Raw genomic sequence first — 16,999 nt, forward strand, 5'->3', positions numbered from 1 at the left:
AGCAGGTGTTGCACTTGTTCCGTGAACTCACGGGGTCCCGCTTTTTCGGCGCGCGAGAGCAGAAGCGGGATTCCCGCGTTCGCCGGAAAGACGGGAAATTAGCCCCCGATCACCGCATATTGCGCATAGCCGCGATAAAGCGGGCGGTGGTCAACCCTGAGACCGCAGGCCTCGGCGACATGCTGCGCCACCAGACCCAGTTCGCGCCGGGGGCTCACCTGGAACCGCGCCAGCCAGGCATGGAGCCCCTTGGCAAACCAGCCCGGCAGATCATCCTGGGTTCCGAAATCGACAATGTGCATCCGCCCGCCAGGCGCCAGCGAATCTGCGGCCGCGGCAATTGCCTGCTCCCAGCCCGGGATCATCGACAGGGTGTACGAGCAGAATACCCGGTCGAAGCCCGGCAGACCGAACAGATGCTGCGCGCTGAACGCGGTGGCATCGCCCTTGGTCAGGAATATCCGCCCCTCGAGCCCTGCCTTGCGCACCGATTCGCGCGCGGCCTCGAGCATAGCTTCGGAAATGTCGAAGCCGAAAAACCGAGCGTTCGGATAGCGCCTGGCCGCGATAATCAGGTTGCGCGCGGTACCGCAGCCCAGTTCCAGCACCGTGCCTCCGCGCGGCGGCGCCAGATCGGCAATCAGCCGGTCTCGCCCCAGCAGATAATATTTGCGCGTCAGATCGTAGATATGCCGCTGCGTTCGGTAGATTGCATCCATCGCCTCGGCATGGCTGCGCGCCGGGGGGCGTGCCTCATTTGAGGACATAGAGGTGCACCCCGCCATAGATCGACGACCGGTCGCGCGCGGTGAAGCCGAGTGACTCTTCTGCGCGATAATCCCAGCGCGCCAGCAGATCGTCAGGAATCCGGCCCGGCAACAGGCTGGGCTCGGCAGCGGTGCGGAACAGCACGCGCGCACCGGGACGCGCGGTACGCGTGATCTCGGTCCACAGCGTGGTGAGCTGCTGGTCGCTCATCCAGTCCTGCGCGTCGAGCAGGATGTAGCGGTCGAGGCTGGCATCCGCGCTCGCCTGCAGCCGCTCGACGAAATTGGCGTGCTCGAAGCTGACCCGGTCGACCCGGGCGTGCACCGCTTCGTAATGCTGCGCCTGCAGATAGGGTGGCAGCGGCTGGTCCGGACCCTTGCCATAGCCGCGTCCGAACGCCTGCCAGGCGAAATAATTGTCGCGGATCGCGAAGTCGCAGGCGAGCTTCTCGAGGCGCTTGCGCAGCACATCGGCCATCTTCTCGTCGCCGGCCAGCGCATCGAACTGCGCAGGCGGGATGCCGAGCCCGAACAAGGCGGGCGGCTGATCGGTCAGCCAGCGGATGAACTTCTTGTCGAACACCGGCGCCAGATGCTGCTCGAAGATCGCGCGCTGCTCTTCGAGCGACTGCGCGCCGAGCATGCGCTTCAGGTCGATCTTGTACAGCCGCGCGAGCAGATGCGCGGTGCCGATGAAACCGCCGAGCAGGCCGCGCTTGTACAGCCCGCGCCCGACCCCGCCGATCCGCCTGCGTCCGGCCAGATCACGGCCCTCCCAGTAACGGCGGCTGGTCTCGTCGAGATGCGGGCGGATATGGCTCTTGTAGACGCGGACATTCTGCCGGCTGTCGGCCTCGGCGAAGAAGCGGTGAAAATGCGCGTAATCGGGCAGATGCTTTGCCGCCGCGATCTTGAGCTTGCCCAATGCGACATGCGCGGTGTTCAGGTCCACCGCGATGATCTGGGCGGGATCGGCCACCAGATAGGACAGGACGTTGCACCCGCCCGAGGCGATCGTGATGATGCGGCTGTCGGGCTGGATCTGCAGCGCCTCCATGTCGACCACCGGATCTTCCCAGATCTGCGCATAGACCAGCCCCTTGAAGGCAAAGGCGAAGGCCCGGTCGAGAAGCCCCTGCTTCGTCGTCGTGCCCGATTGCGTGACGGCTTCGACGATCTTGGTGTTGCGCACTGGTCCGGCCATGCTGCCCATCTCCCTCGCTGCATGTTGCGTGGAACGGTCGTTCCAATCGCGCCGCTAGGACGGTTGCGTGACCCGCGCATGACGGAACCGCGTCAGCCGCTGTCACATTTGCCCGGGCCACAGAATCAGAAGGCCCGCTGGCCTGGGGGGACCAGCGGGCCTGTGATGGGCCGGGCAAATGGAGGGGATCAGCCCGGCATCACCACGGTGTCGATCACGTGCACCACACCGTTGCTCTGCATGACATCGGTCTGGGTCACGATCGACTTGCCGCCCTTGGCATCGGTAAGGACGACATTCTGACCCTGCAGCGAGGCTGTGAGGGTTCCACCCTGCACGGTCTTGATCTGGGCCTTGCCACCGCCCTTCTTGATGAGCGCGACGACATCGGCTGCGGTCACCTTGCCGGCGACGACATGATAGGTGAGGATGCTGGTCAGCGTGGCCTTGTTCTCGGGCTTCACCAGCGTTTCGACGGTGCCGGCGGGCAGCTTGGCGAACGCGTCATCGGTGGGGGCGAACACGGTGAACGGTCCGGGCGAGGCGAGCGTGTCGACCAGGCCGGCAGCCTTGACCGCCGCGACCAGCGTCTTGAGGTTCGGCGCGGCGCTGGCATTCTCGACGATGGTCTTCGCGGGGTACATTGCGGCACCACCGACCATCGAATGGCCCTCATGGCCGCCCTTGTGGTGGTTGGCGATCGCGGGACCGGCAAGCGCGAGCGTCGCGGCGGCGGTGGCGGCGAGAAGGCTGGGGGCAAGAGTCTTCAGCATCAATATCTCCGTCTTTCAAACGTATCCTCATGGGGAAGTCCGGATACGGGGGCAGCTACGGAGCGGATTCGGGGCCGGATGCGGCGGAGATTAACAAAAGTGGAATAAGGGAGGATGCCCTACGTCCTTCACGACCGTCACCCCCGCGAGCGCGGGGGTCCCGCTTCTTCTTGAGCTTCGGCTGAAAAGCGGGATTCCCGCGTTCGCGGGAATGACGAGCCACACCGTCGGGGCGAACCCCGGATCAGATCCGCTGCAGGCGGCCCTGCGCCACGGCCGGCGCGCTCGGCTTGTCGGGATCGGGCAGCACCTTGGGCTCCATCGTCAGGATGAGGTTGCTCAGCGGATCGATGAACTTGCGATGTCCTTCGGGAATCTCGATCCGCGTCACCCCGCCGCGCATCAGACGGCCCAGACGGCGCGGCTGGCCGTCCTGGGGGACGATCCACAATTCGGGCTCGGTTTCGGTGACGGGCATGCCCTCGACACGCACCAGCATCTGTGACGTGCGGCTGTCATAGCGCGCGGTGAGCAGCAGCCCCTCGATCGGGCCGGTGAGCTGCGCCACCGCCATGTCGGGATTGGCAGGCGGGGTCTGCTTGATTGCAGGACCGGGCAGCACCAGCGCCAGCGCCAGCACCGCTGCCACAGCGGAGACGGCAAAGGTCGCGATCTTCCAGCCATTGCCGCTCGCCTTGGCCGGAAGCGGAGCCACCACCGACGCGGGTCGTTCCGCCGCCTGTTCGGCATCGATCAGGCTGTCGATCCGGTCCATCAGCCCGGCAGGCGCGGCCACCTCCGCGAAACCGTCGTAGAGCGGCGCGAGCCGCGCGCGCCAGGCCTCGACCTCGGCGGCGAAAGCAGGATCGGCGAGCATCAGGCGCAGCGCCTCGGCCCGCTCGGCGCCTTCGAGCAGGCCCAGAGCGAGTTCGGCGGCCATGGCAGACCGGTCGGGCATGGCATCACTGCTCACGCGACAGGCACTCCTTCAACTGCATCAATCCCCGGCGAATCCAGCTTTTCACGGTCCCCACCGGCTTGTCCATCGCCTCGGCAATCTCGGGATAGCTGAGGCCCTGATAGAATCCCGCCCGGATCGCGCTGGCCCGCACAGGTTCCAACTCGTCCAGGCAGCGGAAGATCTGCGCGCGCTCGCTGTCCTGCGCCAGCGCCGCCGACGGATCGGCCTGGTCATCGACCAGAGTTTCGGCGAGATCGGCAGGCAGCGGGTCTTCATAGCGCTGGCTTCTACGCCAGTCGATCGCGGCGTTGCGTGCGATGGCGCACAGCCAGGCGATCGCGCTCGCCTTGGCCGGATCGAACGACCCGGCACGCTGCCACACCTTCAGATACACGTTCTGCAATACGTCCTCCGCCGCGCCCCTGTCGATGCAGATACGGAGGCAAACGCCGTGCAGTTTCGCCGAGGTCATCGCATAGACCGTGCGCAGGGCATCGCGATCCTGCTGGGCCACGCGCAGCAGCGCGGCCTGCAGATCGGCGCGGCGTTCCTGGCTGGCGGGGGTCAACGGGCGCTCACGAGGCCAAAGCGCGCGAGAAAAGTGCCGGATCGACATTGCCGCCCGACAGGATGATCAATGTGCGATCGTCGACCTCGACCTTGCCCGAGAGCACTGCGGCGAGCGCGACCGCGCCGCCGGGTTCGAGCACCAGCCGCAGCCGCTCGTGCGCATGGCGCATCGCGCGGAACACCTCTTCGTCGCTCACGCTCACCGCCTCGGCCTTGCGTTCCTTGAGGATTTCGAAGGTCAGCGGCGAGACGACCGGGGTCTGCAGCGCGTCGCACACCGTGTTCGGCGCGTCGGCGGGCACGGGGACGATCTTCCCCTTGCGCAGCGACTGGCCCATATCATCCCAGCCATCGGGCTCGACGATCGTCATCTTCGCTCCGGGCATCGCGAGCGCAATCCCCGCGGAAAGTCCGCCGCCGCCGCAGCACGAGACGACGCGGTGCGGGTTGATCCCTGCCTGCGCGATGATCTGCACCAGCGCCTCGAGCCCGGTGCTGCCCTGGCCTTCGATGATCCACGGGTCGTCGAAGCTGGGCACCACCACCGCGCCCGTTTCGCTGGCGATGCGGTTGGCGATGGCGACGCGGTCCTCCGCGCGGCGGTCATAGGTGATGACCTCGGCGCCATAGCCGCGGGTGGATTCGATCTTCCGCTTCGGCGCGTCGGCGGGCATGACGATCGTCGCGCGGATGCCGAGCCGCTTCGCCGCCCAGGCGACGCCCTGCGCATGGTTGCCGCTCGAAAACGCGACTACGCCGCGCGCGCGCTCGTCTTCGCTGAGGTCGGACAGACGATGCCAGGCACCGCGGATCTTGAACGCGCCGATCGGCTGCAGGCACTCGGCCTTGCACCACAAGGTCATCCCCTCATGCTTCAGCGGCATCAGCGGCGTCGGCGGCAGGATCGCGGAAATCTTCTTCGCGGCGCGCTCGATGCCTTCGCGGCTGGGTTTGCGGTCCGGGGAAAGGGGATCACTTGGTTCTGTCATGCAGAGCCTCTATATGCACCCGCTGACAGCAATTCCAGCAATAAGGGAAAACGGACTTTGGGCAAGATTCTGGTGATCGGTGCGGGCGGCGTGGGTTCGGTCGCGGTGCACAAGATGGCGATGAACACCGGCATTTTCAGCGAGATCACGCTGGCGAGCCGCCGCATCGCCAAATGCGACGCGATCGCCGAATCGGTGCTGAAGCGCACCGGCGTGCAGATCGCCACGGCCGAGGTCGATGCCGACGATGTCGAGGCCACCGCCGCGCTGATCGCGCAGGTGAAGCCCGACCTGGTCTGCAATCTCGCCCTGCCCTATCAGGACCTCAGCATCATGGATGCGTGCCTGAAGACCGGCGTGCACTATATGGACACCGCCAATTACGAACCGCGCGACGAGGCCAAGTTCGAATATGGCTGGCAATGGGCCTATCACGACCGCTTCAAGGACGCCGGCCTGATGGCGCTGCTCGGATCGGGCTTCGATCCCGGCGTCACCAGCGTGTTTGCCAGCTATATCAGGAAGCACCTGCTCGACCGGATCGACACGCTCGACATTCTCGACTGCAATGGCGGCGACCATGGCCAGCATTTCGCGACCAATTTCAATCCCGAGATTAACATCCGCGAAGTGACCGCGCCGTCGCGTCACTGGGCGGATGGCGAATGGGTCGAAGGCCCGGCGCTCAGCCACAAGCAGGTCTTCGATTTCGAAGGCGTGGGCGAGAAGAACATGTACCTCATGTACCATGAGGAGCTGGAATCGCTCGCCAAGCACTATCCCGAGATCAAGCGCATCCGCTTCTGGATGACCTTCGGCGATGCCTATCTCAAGCATCTGGAAGTGCTGCAGAATGTCGGCATGACCCGGATCGACCCGGTGATGTACGAAGGCCGCGAGATCATCCCGCTGCAATTCCTGAAGGCCGTGCTGCCCGAACCCGCCTCGCTGGGCGAGACGACAAAGGGCAAGACCAATATCGGCGACATCGCCACCGGCGTGAAAGACGGCCAGGAAAAGACGGTCTATGTCTATAACATCTGCGACCACGAGGACGCCTATGCCGAGACCGGCAACCAGGCGGTAAGCTATACCACCGGCGTCCCCGCGATGATCGGCGCGGCGATGATCCTCACCGGCGCATGGAAGGGTGAGGGCGTGTTCAACATGGAACAGTTCGATCCCGATCCGTTCATGGACATGCTCAACCAGCACGGCCTGCCCTGGCAGGTCAAGGAACTGGCCGCGCCGCTGGCGTTCTGATGCACCCGGTCCCCTGCGAAGGCAGGGGCCCATCTCCTGCCGGTGCGCCCGGGCGAAAGCTCTGGAGATGGATTCCCGCCTTCGCGGGAAACCGATTTTGTAGAGGTTACACAAGCCCATGGAAACCAAGGCCGGTGATCCCGGTGCCTTTCGGCAATTCGACCTGAACCGCGTACCCTCGCCCGCCTTTGTCGTGGACGAGGCGGCGGTGCGGCGCAATCTGGCGGTGCTCGCCGATGTCCGCGACCGGGCGGGCATCAAGATGCTCGCCGCGCTCAAGGCGTTCTCGTTCTGGCAACTGGGCGATGTGGTCAGCGACTATCTCGACGGCACCTGCTCGTCGGGCCTGTGGGAGGCGAAGCTCGCTTCGCACCATTATCATGGCGAGATCGCGACCTATTGCGCGGGCTACAAGGCCGAGGACCTGCGCGAGATCCTCAAGCTCTCCGACCATGTCATCTTCAACAGCCCCGGCCAGATCGCGCGATTCGCCCCGCTGATCGAGGAAGCGCGGGCAGCGGGCCAGAGCTTCGACATCGGCCTGCGCATCAACCCCGCGCTGCCATTGGGCGAGACCGAGAAATACGATCCCAGTCAGCCGCACAGCCGCCTGGGCCATCCCATCGATCAACTGCGCCCCGAGCATCTCGAAGGCGTATCGGGCATCCATTTCCACTCGCTGTGCGAGCAGGATCTGGTGCCGCTGCAACAGATCTGGTCCAAGCTCGAACCCTTGCTGGAACCCTATTTCAACCAGCTGAAATGGCTCAATTTCGGGGGCGGCCACCATATCACGCGCGCCGATTACCAGCGCGACGAGCTGGTCGAGTTCCTGATCGCGGTCAAGGCGCGCACGGGCTGCGACATCTATCTCGAACCCGGCGAGGCGGTTGCGCTCGATGCGGGCATCCTGGTCGGCGAACTGCTCGACGTCTTCGATAACGGCATGAAGGTGGGAATCACCGACATTTCGGCGACCTGCCACATGCCCGATGTGATCGAGGCGCCCTATCGCCCCGCAATGCTCGGCGAACGGCCCGACGCAGAGCCGGTACGGCTCGGCGGCCCCTCGTGCCTCGCCGGGGACATTATCGGCGACTATGGCCTGCCCGTCCCGCTCGAGCCGGGCCAGCGCTTCGCGTTCCTCGATCAGGCGCATTATTCCATGGTGAAAACCAATACTTTCAACGGTGTACCGCTGCCTTCTATCTGGCTGTGGAACAGCGAAGACGAGAGCCTGCGCGAGATCGCCTCGTTCGGTTACGAGACGTTTCGCGACCGTCTGGGTTAGCAATTCGATAGCAATTTTTCCCTTTACACGCGGGGCTGCGGACCCTATTTCGACGTTCCGCTGCCCCAGGGGGACTTCCAATAACCGCAAGGCAGCCTTGTTGTTTGACTGTTTTTTTGGGGGTCCCTTGAGTTGCACGAATATCTTGATGCGCTGGAGCTGATTCAGGCTCTGAACCCGGCACAGCCGGTTACGCTGAACCGTCCGCAAGCGGCAACGCGCGCGGCCACGTTCTTTGTTGATCGCTTTCCTGGCAAGTCGCTCTATGCGGTCAAGGCGAATCCGTCGCCCGACCTGCTGCGCGTGCTGTGGAACGCGGGGATCACGCATTATGACGTCGCCTCGATCGCCGAGGTGCGGCTGGTCGCGGAAACGCTGCCCGATGCGACCCTGTGCTTCATGCACCCGGTCAAGACCCCCGAAGCGATCGCCGAGGCCTATCACATCCACGGCGTGCGCGTGTTCTCGCTCGACAGCCGCGAAGAGCTCGACAAGATCGTCGCCGCCACCGGCGCGCCCGACGATCTGACGCTGTGCGTGCGCCTGCGCGTCTCGTCCGAGCATTCGGAACTCAGCCTCGCCTCCAAGTTCGGTACCGAGCTGATCGATGCGCGCGAACTGCTGATGGCGACTCGCCAGGCGGCGGACAGCCTGGGCATCTGCTTCCATGTCGGCAGCCAGGCGATGAGCCCGCACGCCTATGTGCAGGCGCTCGACCGCGTCCGCGCGGCGATCGTCGATGCCTCGGTTACCGTCGACGTCATCGATGTCGGCGGCGGCTTTCCCTCGGCCTATCCGGGCATGCAGCCCCCGCCGCTGGAAGACTATTTCGCGATCATCGAGCGGACCTTCGAAAGCCTGCCGATCAGCTATTCGGCCGAGCTCTGGTGCGAGCCGGGCCGCGCGCTGTGCGCCGAGTACAACTCGATCATCGTGCGCGTCGATCGTCGCCGCGGCGAAGAACTGTACATCAACGACGGCGCCTATGGCGCGCTGTTCGATGCCGCGCATATCGGCTGGCGCTTCCCGGTTCGCTATCTCGGCACCCAGCGCAGCAGCACGACCGAGGATTTCAGCTTTTTCGGCCCGACCTGCGACGATATCGATTACATGGCCGGCCCCTTCCCGCTGCCCGCGGACATCAAGGCCGGCGACTATATCGAGATCGGCATGATCGGTGCCTATGGCGCCGCGATGCGCACCGGATTCAACGGCTTCGGCACGAGCGAGCATTATACGGTCGCCGACGAGCCGATGCAGTCGATGTACACCGGCGAGGCCCGCCCGCACTGGCGCGCCGACAATGTGGTCAGCATCAACCGCTGATCGCGCCGATCGGTTGCGATTGACAATCTAATAGCGCTGCCGCAGTTTCCTCTTCCATAAAGCGGGGGAGGAAACTGCTTATGTCTGCCAATGTTCTGACGCCAGCTGCCGTGCTGGTGCTCTGGTCGCTCGTCATGCTGTTCTGGATGGCGGGAACTCGGCTACCCAATGCGAAGAAGCTGGGCGTCGACATCTCGAAAGCTGTGGGCGGGCGCGGCAGCGATCTCGATCCGATGCTCCCGCCGCAAGCCGCGTGGAAATCGCACAATTACGCGCATCTGATGGAGCAGCCGACCATCTTCTACGCCACGATTGCCATCGTCGCGATCGCGGGCGCTGGCACCGATGGCGTCAATGTCGCGCTGGCCTGGGGCTATACCCTGATCCGCATCGTGCACAGCATCTGGCAGGCCACCGTCAACAAGGTGCAGACGCGCTTCCTGCTCTTCCTCGCCTCGACCTTCTGCCTGATCGTGCTCGCAATCCGCGCGCTGATCGCCACGCTGTAACGGAGCCGAACCCATGACTCAGGCTATCTTGCAACCCGTCGTCATCGAAGATCGATGTCGCCAATCTCAAGGGCGGCACCGGCAAGGACCTCGATGCTGTCCTGCCCCAGCCCGTGCAATGGAAAGCACATAATTACAATCACCTGCTCGATGAACCGACGATCTTCTATGCAGTGTGCATCGTGCTCGCGATCATCGGCCATGGCGAGGGGATCAACGTCGCGGTGGCCTGGCTCTACGTCGGCTTGCGCATCGTGCACAGCCTCGTCCAGGCGACGGTCAACCGCGTCGCCGTGCGCTTCCTGCTGTTCGCCGCGTCGAGCCTGTGCCTGATGGTGCTGATCTTCCACGCGGCGATCCCGATCTTCGACCTTCACCTGCATGGTTGATGGCCCGAAGATCCGCGCTGCCATCGTCCAGGCCGCACCGGTGCCACTCTCGGTCACCCAAGGTCTGGCCGCGCTGCCCGCGCTGATCGAACCGGCCCTCGATCATGGCGCGCAGATCATCGCTTTCGGCGAGACCTTTCTGGGCGGCTATCCGCTCTGGCTCGACGAAGCACCGGGCGCGGCGCTGTGGGATCATCCCGGCACGCGCGCGCTGCATGGCGTCCTGCTCGACGAAGCGATCCGCATCGGCGATCCGCGCCTCGCCCCGGTGCAGGATCTGGTCGATCGCTCGGGCGCGCTGGTCAGCATCGGTGCGCACGAGCGCGTGCGGTCGAGCCTGTACAACTGCCAGCTGCTGCTGCGACCCGGCCAGGCACCGATGATCCACCGCAAGCTGGTTCCGACGCATGGCGAGCGGCTGATCTGGGCGCGCGGCGACGGATCAACGCTCGGAACGCACGCCGCGCCCTTCGGGCCGGTGGGCAGCCTGATCTGCTGGGAGCACTGGATGCCGCTCGCCCGCGCCGCGATGCACAATCAGGGCGAGTCCGTGCACATCGCCGCCTGGCCGACGGTGCGCGAGACCTATGCCATCGCCTCGCGCCATTATGCCTTCGAGGGCCGATGCTTCGTGCTCGCCGCCGGAACGATCCAGAGCCGCGACGACGTGCTGCAGGGGCTCGACCATTGCAGCCTTGACGCCGCAGCCCGCACGGCCGCGCGCGACCTGATCGAGGCCATGCCCGAGGGGCAGCTGCAATTCGGCGGCAGCATGATCATCGCGCCCGACGCCATGGTGCTCGCTCAGGCCGGGTCAAGCCCCGAAACGCTGGTTGCCGACCTCGACCTTGCCAGTATCGGACAGGGCCTCGCCGCGCTCGATACCGACGGCCATTATGCGCGTCCGGATGTGTTCGAGCTGCGCGTCGATACCCGCGCGCGCGATGGCGTGGTGTGGAGCGATCAGGGCTGACGAACGAACAGGCTGACGAGCTCGACATGGGTCGACCAGCGGAACTGCCCCACCGGCCATAACGTATCGAGCACGAATCCGGCATCGCACAGGATGCGGGCATCGCGCGCGAAGGTGGCGGGATTGCAGCTGACATAGCAGACACGCCTAATCGACGATCCCGTGATGGCGCGCACCTGTTCCTCCGCGCCCGCACGCGGCGGATCGAGCACGAGGGCGTCGAGCCGATCGAGCATGTCGCGCTGGACAGGATTGCGGAACAGGTCGCGATGTTCGGTGAACACCGGCAGCTGGCGCGCATCGGCCGCGGCCTTGAGCGCCAGGATGGCGTCGCGCGCGGCTTCGGCGGCATAGATGCGGCGGCCCGGCGCGATCAGTTGGAAGGCGAAGCTGCCCAGTCCCGCGAACAGGTCCGCGACCATCCGGCAGCCATCGAGCGCCTCGCGGGCGGCCGCCGCCAGCGCCGCCTCGCCATCGCGCGTCGCCTGCAGGAAGCTCGCCTGCGGGAAGCGGACCGCGATGTCGCCGAAGCTGATCGTCGCCGGAACGGGTTCGTATTGCGTCTCCGGACCAAAGCCTCGATCGATCGACAGCCGCGCGAGCTTCTGCGCCTCGGCGAAAGCGGAGAGCAGCTCGTGCTGCGCGAGCGACGACGGTGCGAGGCCGGAGATCAGCACATCGACACCCTGGTCGATCTCGGTCAGCTCGACACTGCCGGAAATCCGCGATTCCGGCCATTTCGCGATCACCCCGTGCACGGCCATCATGACGTCATGCAGTCGCGGCGTCACGATCTCGCAGGTGCGGATGTCGATAAGATCGTGGCTGCCCTGCCCGGCAAAGCCCAAAGTGACCTGTCCGCCCTTGCGGACATAGCGCAGCGAGGCGCGCCTGCGGCTGCGCGGCGGCGACAGATGCACCGGGCGGACGTCGCGCGCGACGATGCCTTTAGCGGCGAGCGGCCCGGTGACACGATCGCGCACGAAATCGGCGAGCGCGGCATCATCGGCATGCTGCAGCTGACAGCCGCCACAGGTCCCGAAATGCGGGCAAGGCGGAACGGCATGATGCGGTCCGGGGATGATGCTGCCATCGGGCGCGATCGCATCGCCTGGCGCGGCTCCGGCGACATGGCGGCCCGATGCAGTGACGCCATCGCCACGCGCCGCGATGCGCACGATCGGATCATCGCTCAAGACAGGCCTCCAGCGCTTGCGGGAGGGCCGCGGCGAGCTGCAGCGCGCTGAACGCCGGACCCGAGATCCGCGCGGCCCGATCGTGCAGCCAGGCTGCCTCGGTCATGGCCTCGAACGGCTGTGCGTGCCCCGCGAGCCGCGCCGCGATGCAACCGGCGAGCACATCGCCGGTGCCTGCGACCGACAGCCAGGAACAGCGGCGGTCGGCGATCACTGCACGGCCATCGGGCGCGGCGATCACGGTATCGGCGCCCTTGTAGAGCAAGGAGGCATCGAGCTTGCGTGCCAGCGCGCGCGCGCGATCGACCTTGTTGGTCGCCTCGCCGGCTGCCTCACCCGCCAGTGCCTCGAACTCGCCCTGGTGCGGGGTCAGCAGTACCGGTGCGCCCCGCCCCTTCAGGCTCGCGAAATGACCGGGCAGCAGATGCAAGGCATCGGCATCGACAATCAGGGGATGGGGGCACGCCAGCGCGGTCTCGAGCAGCGAGCGCGCTTGATCGTCCCGCCCCAGGCCCGGACCGACAACGACTGCGCCGATGCGCGGGTCCCGCAACGCCTCGGCGACCGCAGCCGCATCATCGGCCCTTTGCCACACGATGTCGGCAGGCGATTGCGGCGGAGGATCACCTGAGCCGATCAGCTTCACATACCCGGCCCCTGCCCCTTGCGCTGCATGCACCGCGAGCAACGCCGCACCCGGCATCGCGCCGACCAGCACCGCAACCAGCCCGCGCCGGTACTTGTGCGAGCGCGCATCGGGCGCGCCGATGACAGGCCGGGCGATCCTGCGGACTTTGGCCGTTTCGGTATCGACGCCGATCTCGATCAGGCTGAGCGCGCCGCCATCGCTCGCGACGGGCTCGAGCAGATGCGCATATTTCCATGCGCCCAGCGCCAGCACTTGGTCGAACCGCAGCGGTTCGTTGAGCCAGATCGCACGGTCGGCATCGGCCCCGCTGGGCAGATCGATCGCAAAGCTGCGCCGCGCCCGGCCGACAAGTTCGGCGAAGCGATGCCAGACGACACCGTCGAGCGGGCGCGTCAAGCCGCTGCCGAACAGGCAATCGACGACCTGCGTGGCGGGTTCGGCCTCATCGAACCCTATGACCTCGCCACCAAAGCGCGCCCGAGCATGGCGTGCGGCATCGGTGCGCGGTTCGGTCAGTGCGGCGACCGTGACAGGCACCCCCTTCCTGCGCAAAAACTCTGCGATAACATAGCCATCGCCGCCATTATTGCCAGGACCGCACAGCACCAGCGTCGGTGTCATGCCGCCGATCCGCCAGATCATCTGGCCTGCCCCCTCGCCCGCGCGCTGCATCAGCGCGTCGACCGAGACGCCGCTGTCGAACACTGCCTGTTCAGCCGCGACCATCTCGGCGACCGTCAGCACGGCGGATCCGCGCTCAGCCACCGCCTGCGCCGGATTTGATTGTCGCGGGGATGCGATAACGGTCATCGCCGACCGAAAGCTGGATGCGCCCATCGGCGAGCGGGGTGATCACTGCCTGCTCGGCGCCATCGGCGGCGATCAGCCCGCGACCGTCGGTCACGATCTCGAACCGACGAAAACCGCCATCGGGGTGCCGCATCACCAGCTCGCGCCTGTCGCCATTCTGCACCCGCTCGACATCGCATTTCGGCGTGAACTCGGTATCGCCGCCCAGCGCGCAAGACACGCGGCTGTCGTCGCTTTCGGCCACCGCGTCGGGCTGGCGCTCGCCGGTACAGCCGGCCAGCACGGCGAGCCCCGCGGCAGCGATCAGCGTGTCAGATATCCGCATAGACATGGCGTTCCGCCTTCGCCCCCGGATGCGTCACTGCGCCCTTGCTCGCGGGGCCGACATTCTGCGCATAGCGCCACAAGGCGCCCGCCTGATAGTCGTTGGTGCGCGGCTGCCAGGCCTTTCGGCGCTCCGCCAGCACGGCCTCGTCGACATGCAGGTCGATCGTGCCCGCTTCGGCATCGATGGAGATGATATCGCCATCCTCGACCAGCGCGATCGGACCGCAATCGGCGGCTTCGGGTCCGACATGGCCGATGCAGAAGCCGCGCGTCGCGCCGGAAAAGCGCCCGTCGGTGATCAGCGCGACGCTTTCGCCCATCCCCTGGCCATAGAGCGCGGCGGTGGTCGACAGCATCTCGCGCATGCCGGGACCGCCCTTGGGCCCTTCATAGCGGATGACGATGACCGATCCTTCGCGGATCTGGCGCGCCTCGACCGCGGCGAAACACTCTTCCTCGCAATCGAACACCTGGGCCGGGCCGGTAAACTGCAGCCGCGCCATCCCCGCGACCTTGACGATGGCACCATCGGGCGCGAGCGAGCCCTTGAGGCCGACCACGCCGCCGGTGGGGCTCAGCGGAGTCTTGACGTCGTAGATGACCTTCTGATCGGGATTCCAGGTGACCTGGTCGATATTCTCGCCCAGCGTCTTGCCGGTGACTGTCATGCAGTCGCCGTGCAGCAGGTCATTTTCCAGCAGCGTCTTCATCAACATGTAGACCCCGCCGGCTTCGTACATGTCGCGCGCGACATAGCGGCCGCCGGGCTGCAGGTCGGCGATATAGGGCGTGGTCTTGAAAATCTCGGCGACGTCGAACAGGTCGAATTCGATCCCTGCTTCGCTCGCCATCGCAGGGAGATGGAGGCCGGCATTGGTCGACCCTCCCGTCGCCGCGACGACGCGTGCAGCATTTTCAAAGGCTTCGCGGGTGCAGATGTCACGCGGCCTCAGGTTCCGCGCGAGCAGTTCCATGACCTGCTTGCCCGCCGCGACCGCGATCTCGGCGCGGCTTTCATAGGGCGCAGGCATCATGTTGCTGTTGGGCAGCGACAGGCCGATTGCCTCGCCGACGCATGCCATGGTGTTGGCAGTGTATTGGCCGCCGCACGCGCCATGGCCAGGGCAGGCTACTTTCTCGAGCGCGATCAGATCCTTGAGCGGGCAGTTGCCCGCTGCGTGCTGGCCGACCGCCTCGAACACGTCCTTCACGGTCACGTCGCGGCCATCATAATGGCCGGGCAGGATCGATCCGCCATAGACGAAGATCGACGGCACGTTGAGCCGCAGCATCGCCATCATCATGCCGGGCAGCGACTTGTCGCATCCCGCAAAGCCCACCAGCGCGTCATAGCAATGGCCGCGCACCGAAAGCTCGACCGAATCGGCGATGACCTCGCGGCTGACCAGCGAGCTCTTCATGCCCTGATGGCCCATGGCGATGCCGTCGGTCACCGTGATGGTGTTGAACCGACGCGGCATGCCCCCTGCGGCGTTCACGCCTTCGCGGCATGCATCGGCCTGGGCATCGAGCGTGGTGTTGCATGGCGCGCTGTCGTTGCCAGCGCTGGCGACCGCGACGAAAGGCCGCGCAATCTCTTCCTCGGTCAGGCCCATCGCGTAATAATAGCTGCGGTGCGGCGCGCGCTCGGGCCCCACGGAGACGTGGCGGCTGGGCAGCTTCGACTTGTCGAAATTATGTGTCATGATCGGGCCTTTCTCTGGCCGCGCTCTTTCCAAAAAGCCGCGCGTTACGCAAGGCTATTGCGGCACGCGATGGCGACCGGGGCCAATATCTCGGCAATCCGGGCAGCGCCTGCGGGGTCCGAGACATGGTCCTGGCGCATCTCGACGCCCAGATAGGGCCGCCCCGGCGCCTCGGCATGGCGGTTCATCGTCGCATTGAGCAATGTGCCCGAATAGGGCAGCTGGTCGCCGACATGGAGCCCCTTTTCGGCGAGCAGAGGAATGGCGATCCGCGCCGCGCGGTCATCGCGGTTGTACAATATCCCGATATCCCAAGGCCTTGGTTCGTCCGGGCGAGTGGCGAGCTGCGGGGTGAAACTGTGCAGCGAGAGGATAAAGGGATTGTCCACGCTGGCCAGCATCTCCGCCACGGCGTCATGATAGGGCCTGTAATAGGCCGCGAGCCGCTCCTCGGGTTCCGCGGCCGCATTGCCCGGAATCGCGATGCCGTCGCTGGTCAGCGGGATCAGACCAGGCGCGTCTTCCTCGCGGTTGAAATCGATCACCAGCCGCGAGACCCGCGCCAGCACCGCACCGCATCCGATCGCTTCGCATAATGCTCGGGTGACCTCGGCGACGCCGATATCGATCGCAACATGCTGCACCATGACGTCCGCGGGCACGCCTAGATCGATGCCCTCGGGGACATGGTTGCTGGCATGGTCGGCGATGACGACGATATTCTCGCCGGCCAATCCTGACTGCGGAACAATGATTTCATAGGGTTGAAAACCGCTCATCGCACCCTTCCTGACATCAGCCACCATGTCGGCTGTTCGGCTGCCAGGGCCTGTTCCGCGGTGGAGCAAGCCTGTGGCGAATCGAACAGCGCAAAACAGGTCGCCCCGCTGCCCGACATGCGCGACAGGGTGGCACCGGGCACCGCGCGCATCCGTTCGAGGACATCGCCAATCTCGGGAACGAGCGCGCGCGCAGGCGCTTCGAGGTCGTTGCGGCCGTTGGTGATGACCGCCTCGAGGCTCGACGTGTCGAGCGGGCCGCGATCGACCTGGTCCCAGCCCCGGAACACCGGCGCGGTGCCAAGCGGGATACCGGGATTGACCAGCAGGATCGGCGTGCCCGACAGGCCGGGCAAATCGAGCGGTGCCAACGCCTCACCCCTGCCCTCGACGCGCAGGCTCTGGCTGATCACGCAGGCGGGGATGTCGGAGCCGAGCGTCTCGCCGATCGCGCACAGCTCCCGGTCGGAAAGATTGCAGCCCCAGAGTCGGTTGAGCAGGCGCAACGCGGCGGCTG

General features: G+C 65.8%; 17 protein-coding genes and 1 pseudogene. 6 read left to right on the top strand and 12 right to left on the bottom strand.

Annotated elements, in window-relative coordinates; translation table 11 throughout:
- Window positions 1–98: 98 nt before the first annotated feature.
- The 6 genes from DM995_RS04010 to DM995_RS04035 form a co-directional block, all read right to left on the bottom strand.
- Window positions 99–767 (bottom strand): class I SAM-dependent methyltransferase, encoded by a 669-nt coding sequence (locus tag DM995_RS04010; RefSeq protein ID WP_116968579.1) that lies wholly within the window; start codon window positions 765–767, stop codon window positions 99–101.
- Entirely contained in the window at window positions 754–1,971 is a 1,218-nt protein-coding gene (locus DM995_RS04015) for a BtaA family protein (protein WP_116970321.1), read from the bottom strand. Before DM995_RS04015 ends, DM995_RS04010 begins: the two co-directional genes overlap by 14 nt.
- A gap of 188 nt (window positions 1,972–2,159) precedes the next feature.
- Window positions 2,160–2,744, bottom strand: coding sequence for a fasciclin domain-containing protein (locus tag DM995_RS04020; RefSeq protein WP_023839474.1), 585 nt, complete (start codon window positions 2,742–2,744; stop codon window positions 2,160–2,162).
- 244 nt (window positions 2,745–2,988) lie between these two features.
- Window positions 2,989–3,717 carry an anti-sigma factor gene (locus DM995_RS04025; protein WP_116968580.1) on the bottom strand — a complete coding sequence of 243 codons (729 nt, stop codon included), beginning with the start codon at window positions 3,715–3,717 and terminating at the stop codon, window positions 2,989–2,991.
- Window positions 3,707–4,273: a sigma-70 family RNA polymerase sigma factor gene (locus tag DM995_RS04030; RefSeq protein WP_116968581.1), complete on the bottom strand. Its 567-nt coding sequence runs from the start codon at window positions 4,271–4,273 to the stop codon at window positions 3,707–3,709. Before DM995_RS04030 ends, DM995_RS04025 begins: the two co-directional genes overlap by 11 nt.
- Window positions 4,274–4,280: 7 nt before the next feature.
- Window positions 4,281–5,264, bottom strand: a complete 984-nt coding sequence (locus tag DM995_RS04035) for a threonine ammonia-lyase (protein WP_116968582.1) — start codon at window positions 5,262–5,264, stop codon at window positions 4,281–4,283.
- 57 nt (window positions 5,265–5,321) lie between these two features.
- Between DM995_RS04035 and DM995_RS04040 the strand changes: the two genes are divergently transcribed.
- From DM995_RS04040 to DM995_RS04065, 6 genes are all read left to right on the top strand, one after another.
- Window positions 5,322–6,527 carry a saccharopine dehydrogenase family protein gene (locus DM995_RS04040; protein ID WP_116968583.1) on the top strand — a complete coding sequence of 402 codons (1,206 nt, stop codon included), beginning with the start codon at window positions 5,322–5,324 and terminating at the stop codon, window positions 6,525–6,527.
- A 118-nt stretch (window positions 6,528–6,645) separates the two neighbouring features.
- Window positions 6,646–7,818 carry a carboxynorspermidine decarboxylase gene (locus DM995_RS04045; protein ID WP_116968584.1) on the top strand — a complete coding sequence of 391 codons (1,173 nt, stop codon included), beginning with the start codon at window positions 6,646–6,648 and terminating at the stop codon, window positions 7,816–7,818.
- Between the two features lie 132 nt (window positions 7,819–7,950).
- Window positions 7,951–9,144: a type III PLP-dependent enzyme gene (locus DM995_RS04050; RefSeq protein WP_023839134.1), complete on the top strand. Its 1,194-nt coding sequence runs from the start codon at window positions 7,951–7,953 to the stop codon at window positions 9,142–9,144.
- Between the two features lie 80 nt (window positions 9,145–9,224).
- Window positions 9,225–9,653, top strand: coding sequence for an MAPEG family protein (locus DM995_RS04055; protein ID WP_116968585.1), 429 nt, complete (start codon window positions 9,225–9,227; stop codon window positions 9,651–9,653).
- Window positions 9,654–9,703: 50 nt separating this feature from the next.
- A complete protein-coding gene (locus DM995_RS04060; RefSeq protein WP_116968586.1) occupies window positions 9,704–10,042 on the top strand; it encodes an MAPEG family protein in 339 nt (112 codons plus the stop codon).
- On the top strand, window positions 10,035–11,015 hold the full coding sequence (locus DM995_RS04065; protein WP_116968587.1) for a carbon-nitrogen hydrolase family protein: 981 nt from the start codon (window positions 10,035–10,037) through the stop codon (window positions 11,013–11,015). Before DM995_RS04060 ends, DM995_RS04065 begins: the two co-directional genes overlap by 8 nt.
- On the opposite strand, the gene DM995_RS04070 is transcribed toward DM995_RS04065, so the two are convergent.
- The 6 genes and pseudogenes from DM995_RS04070 to DM995_RS22105 form a co-directional block, all read right to left on the bottom strand.
- A complete protein-coding gene (locus tag DM995_RS04070; protein WP_116968588.1) occupies window positions 11,006–12,211 on the bottom strand; it encodes a class I SAM-dependent RNA methyltransferase in 1,206 nt (401 codons plus the stop codon). The two genes, DM995_RS04065 and DM995_RS04070, sit on opposite strands and share 10 nt — an antisense overlap.
- The gene (locus DM995_RS04075) at window positions 12,201–13,625 is read right to left on the bottom strand and encodes an NAD(P)H-hydrate dehydratase (protein ID WP_232824030.1); all 1,425 of its coding nucleotides are present in this window, start codon (window positions 13,623–13,625) and stop codon (window positions 12,201–12,203) included. The genes DM995_RS04070 and DM995_RS04075 overlap by 11 nt, the downstream gene beginning before the upstream one ends.
- Window positions 13,618–14,001 carry a hypothetical protein gene (locus DM995_RS04080; protein ID WP_034516956.1) on the bottom strand — a complete coding sequence of 128 codons (384 nt, stop codon included), beginning with the start codon at window positions 13,999–14,001 and terminating at the stop codon, window positions 13,618–13,620. The genes DM995_RS04075 and DM995_RS04080 overlap by 8 nt, the downstream gene beginning before the upstream one ends.
- Window positions 13,982–15,703 (bottom strand): dihydroxy-acid dehydratase, encoded by a 1,722-nt coding sequence (gene ilvD, locus DM995_RS04085; RefSeq protein ID WP_116968589.1) that lies wholly within the window; start codon window positions 15,701–15,703, stop codon window positions 13,982–13,984. Before ilvD ends, DM995_RS04080 begins: the two co-directional genes overlap by 20 nt.
- Window positions 15,704–15,747: 44 nt before the next feature.
- Window positions 15,748–16,482 carry an N-formylglutamate amidohydrolase gene (locus DM995_RS04090; RefSeq protein WP_116968590.1) on the bottom strand — a complete coding sequence of 245 codons (735 nt, stop codon included), beginning with the start codon at window positions 16,480–16,482 and terminating at the stop codon, window positions 15,748–15,750.
- Window positions 16,479–16,999, bottom strand: a pseudogene (locus DM995_RS22105) (4-(cytidine 5'-diphospho)-2-C-methyl-D-erythritol kinase); the annotation flags it as partial. The gene DM995_RS04090 and the pseudogene DM995_RS22105, both read right to left, overlap by 4 nt.

Origin of the sequence: Blastomonas sp. UPD001, assembly GCF_003426715.1 — a bacterium.
GTDB lineage: Bacteria > Pseudomonadota > Alphaproteobacteria > Sphingomonadales > Sphingomonadaceae > Blastomonas.

Coding starts and splice junctions, on each gene's coding strand:
- DM995_RS04010 (WP_116968579.1), bottom strand. CDS start 767: ATGTCCTCAAATGAGGCACGCCCCCCGGCGCGCAGCCATGCCGAGGCG.
- DM995_RS04015 (WP_116970321.1), bottom strand. CDS start 1,971: ATGGCCGGACCAGTGCGCAACACCAAGATCGTCGAAGCCGTCACGCAA.
- DM995_RS04020 (WP_023839474.1), bottom strand. CDS start 2,744: ATGCTGAAGACTCTTGCCCCCAGCCTTCTCGCCGCCACCGCCGCCGCG.
- DM995_RS04035 (WP_116968582.1), bottom strand. CDS start 5,264: ATGACAGAACCAAGTGATCCCCTTTCCCCGGACCGCAAACCCAGCCGC.
- DM995_RS04045 (WP_116968584.1), top strand. CDS start 6,646: ATGGAAACCAAGGCCGGTGATCCCGGTGCCTTTCGGCAATTCGACCTG.
- DM995_RS04055 (WP_116968585.1), top strand. CDS start 9,225: ATGTCTGCCAATGTTCTGACGCCAGCTGCCGTGCTGGTGCTCTGGTCG.
- DM995_RS04065 (WP_116968587.1), top strand. CDS start 10,035: ATGGTTGATGGCCCGAAGATCCGCGCTGCCATCGTCCAGGCCGCACCG.
- DM995_RS04080 (WP_034516956.1), bottom strand. CDS start 14,001: ATGTCTATGCGGATATCTGACACGCTGATCGCTGCCGCGGGGCTCGCC.
- ilvD (WP_116968589.1), bottom strand. CDS start 15,703: ATGACACATAATTTCGACAAGTCGAAGCTGCCCAGCCGCCACGTCTCC.
- DM995_RS04090 (WP_116968590.1), bottom strand. CDS start 16,482: ATGAGCGGTTTTCAACCCTATGAAATCATTGTTCCGCAGTCAGGATTG.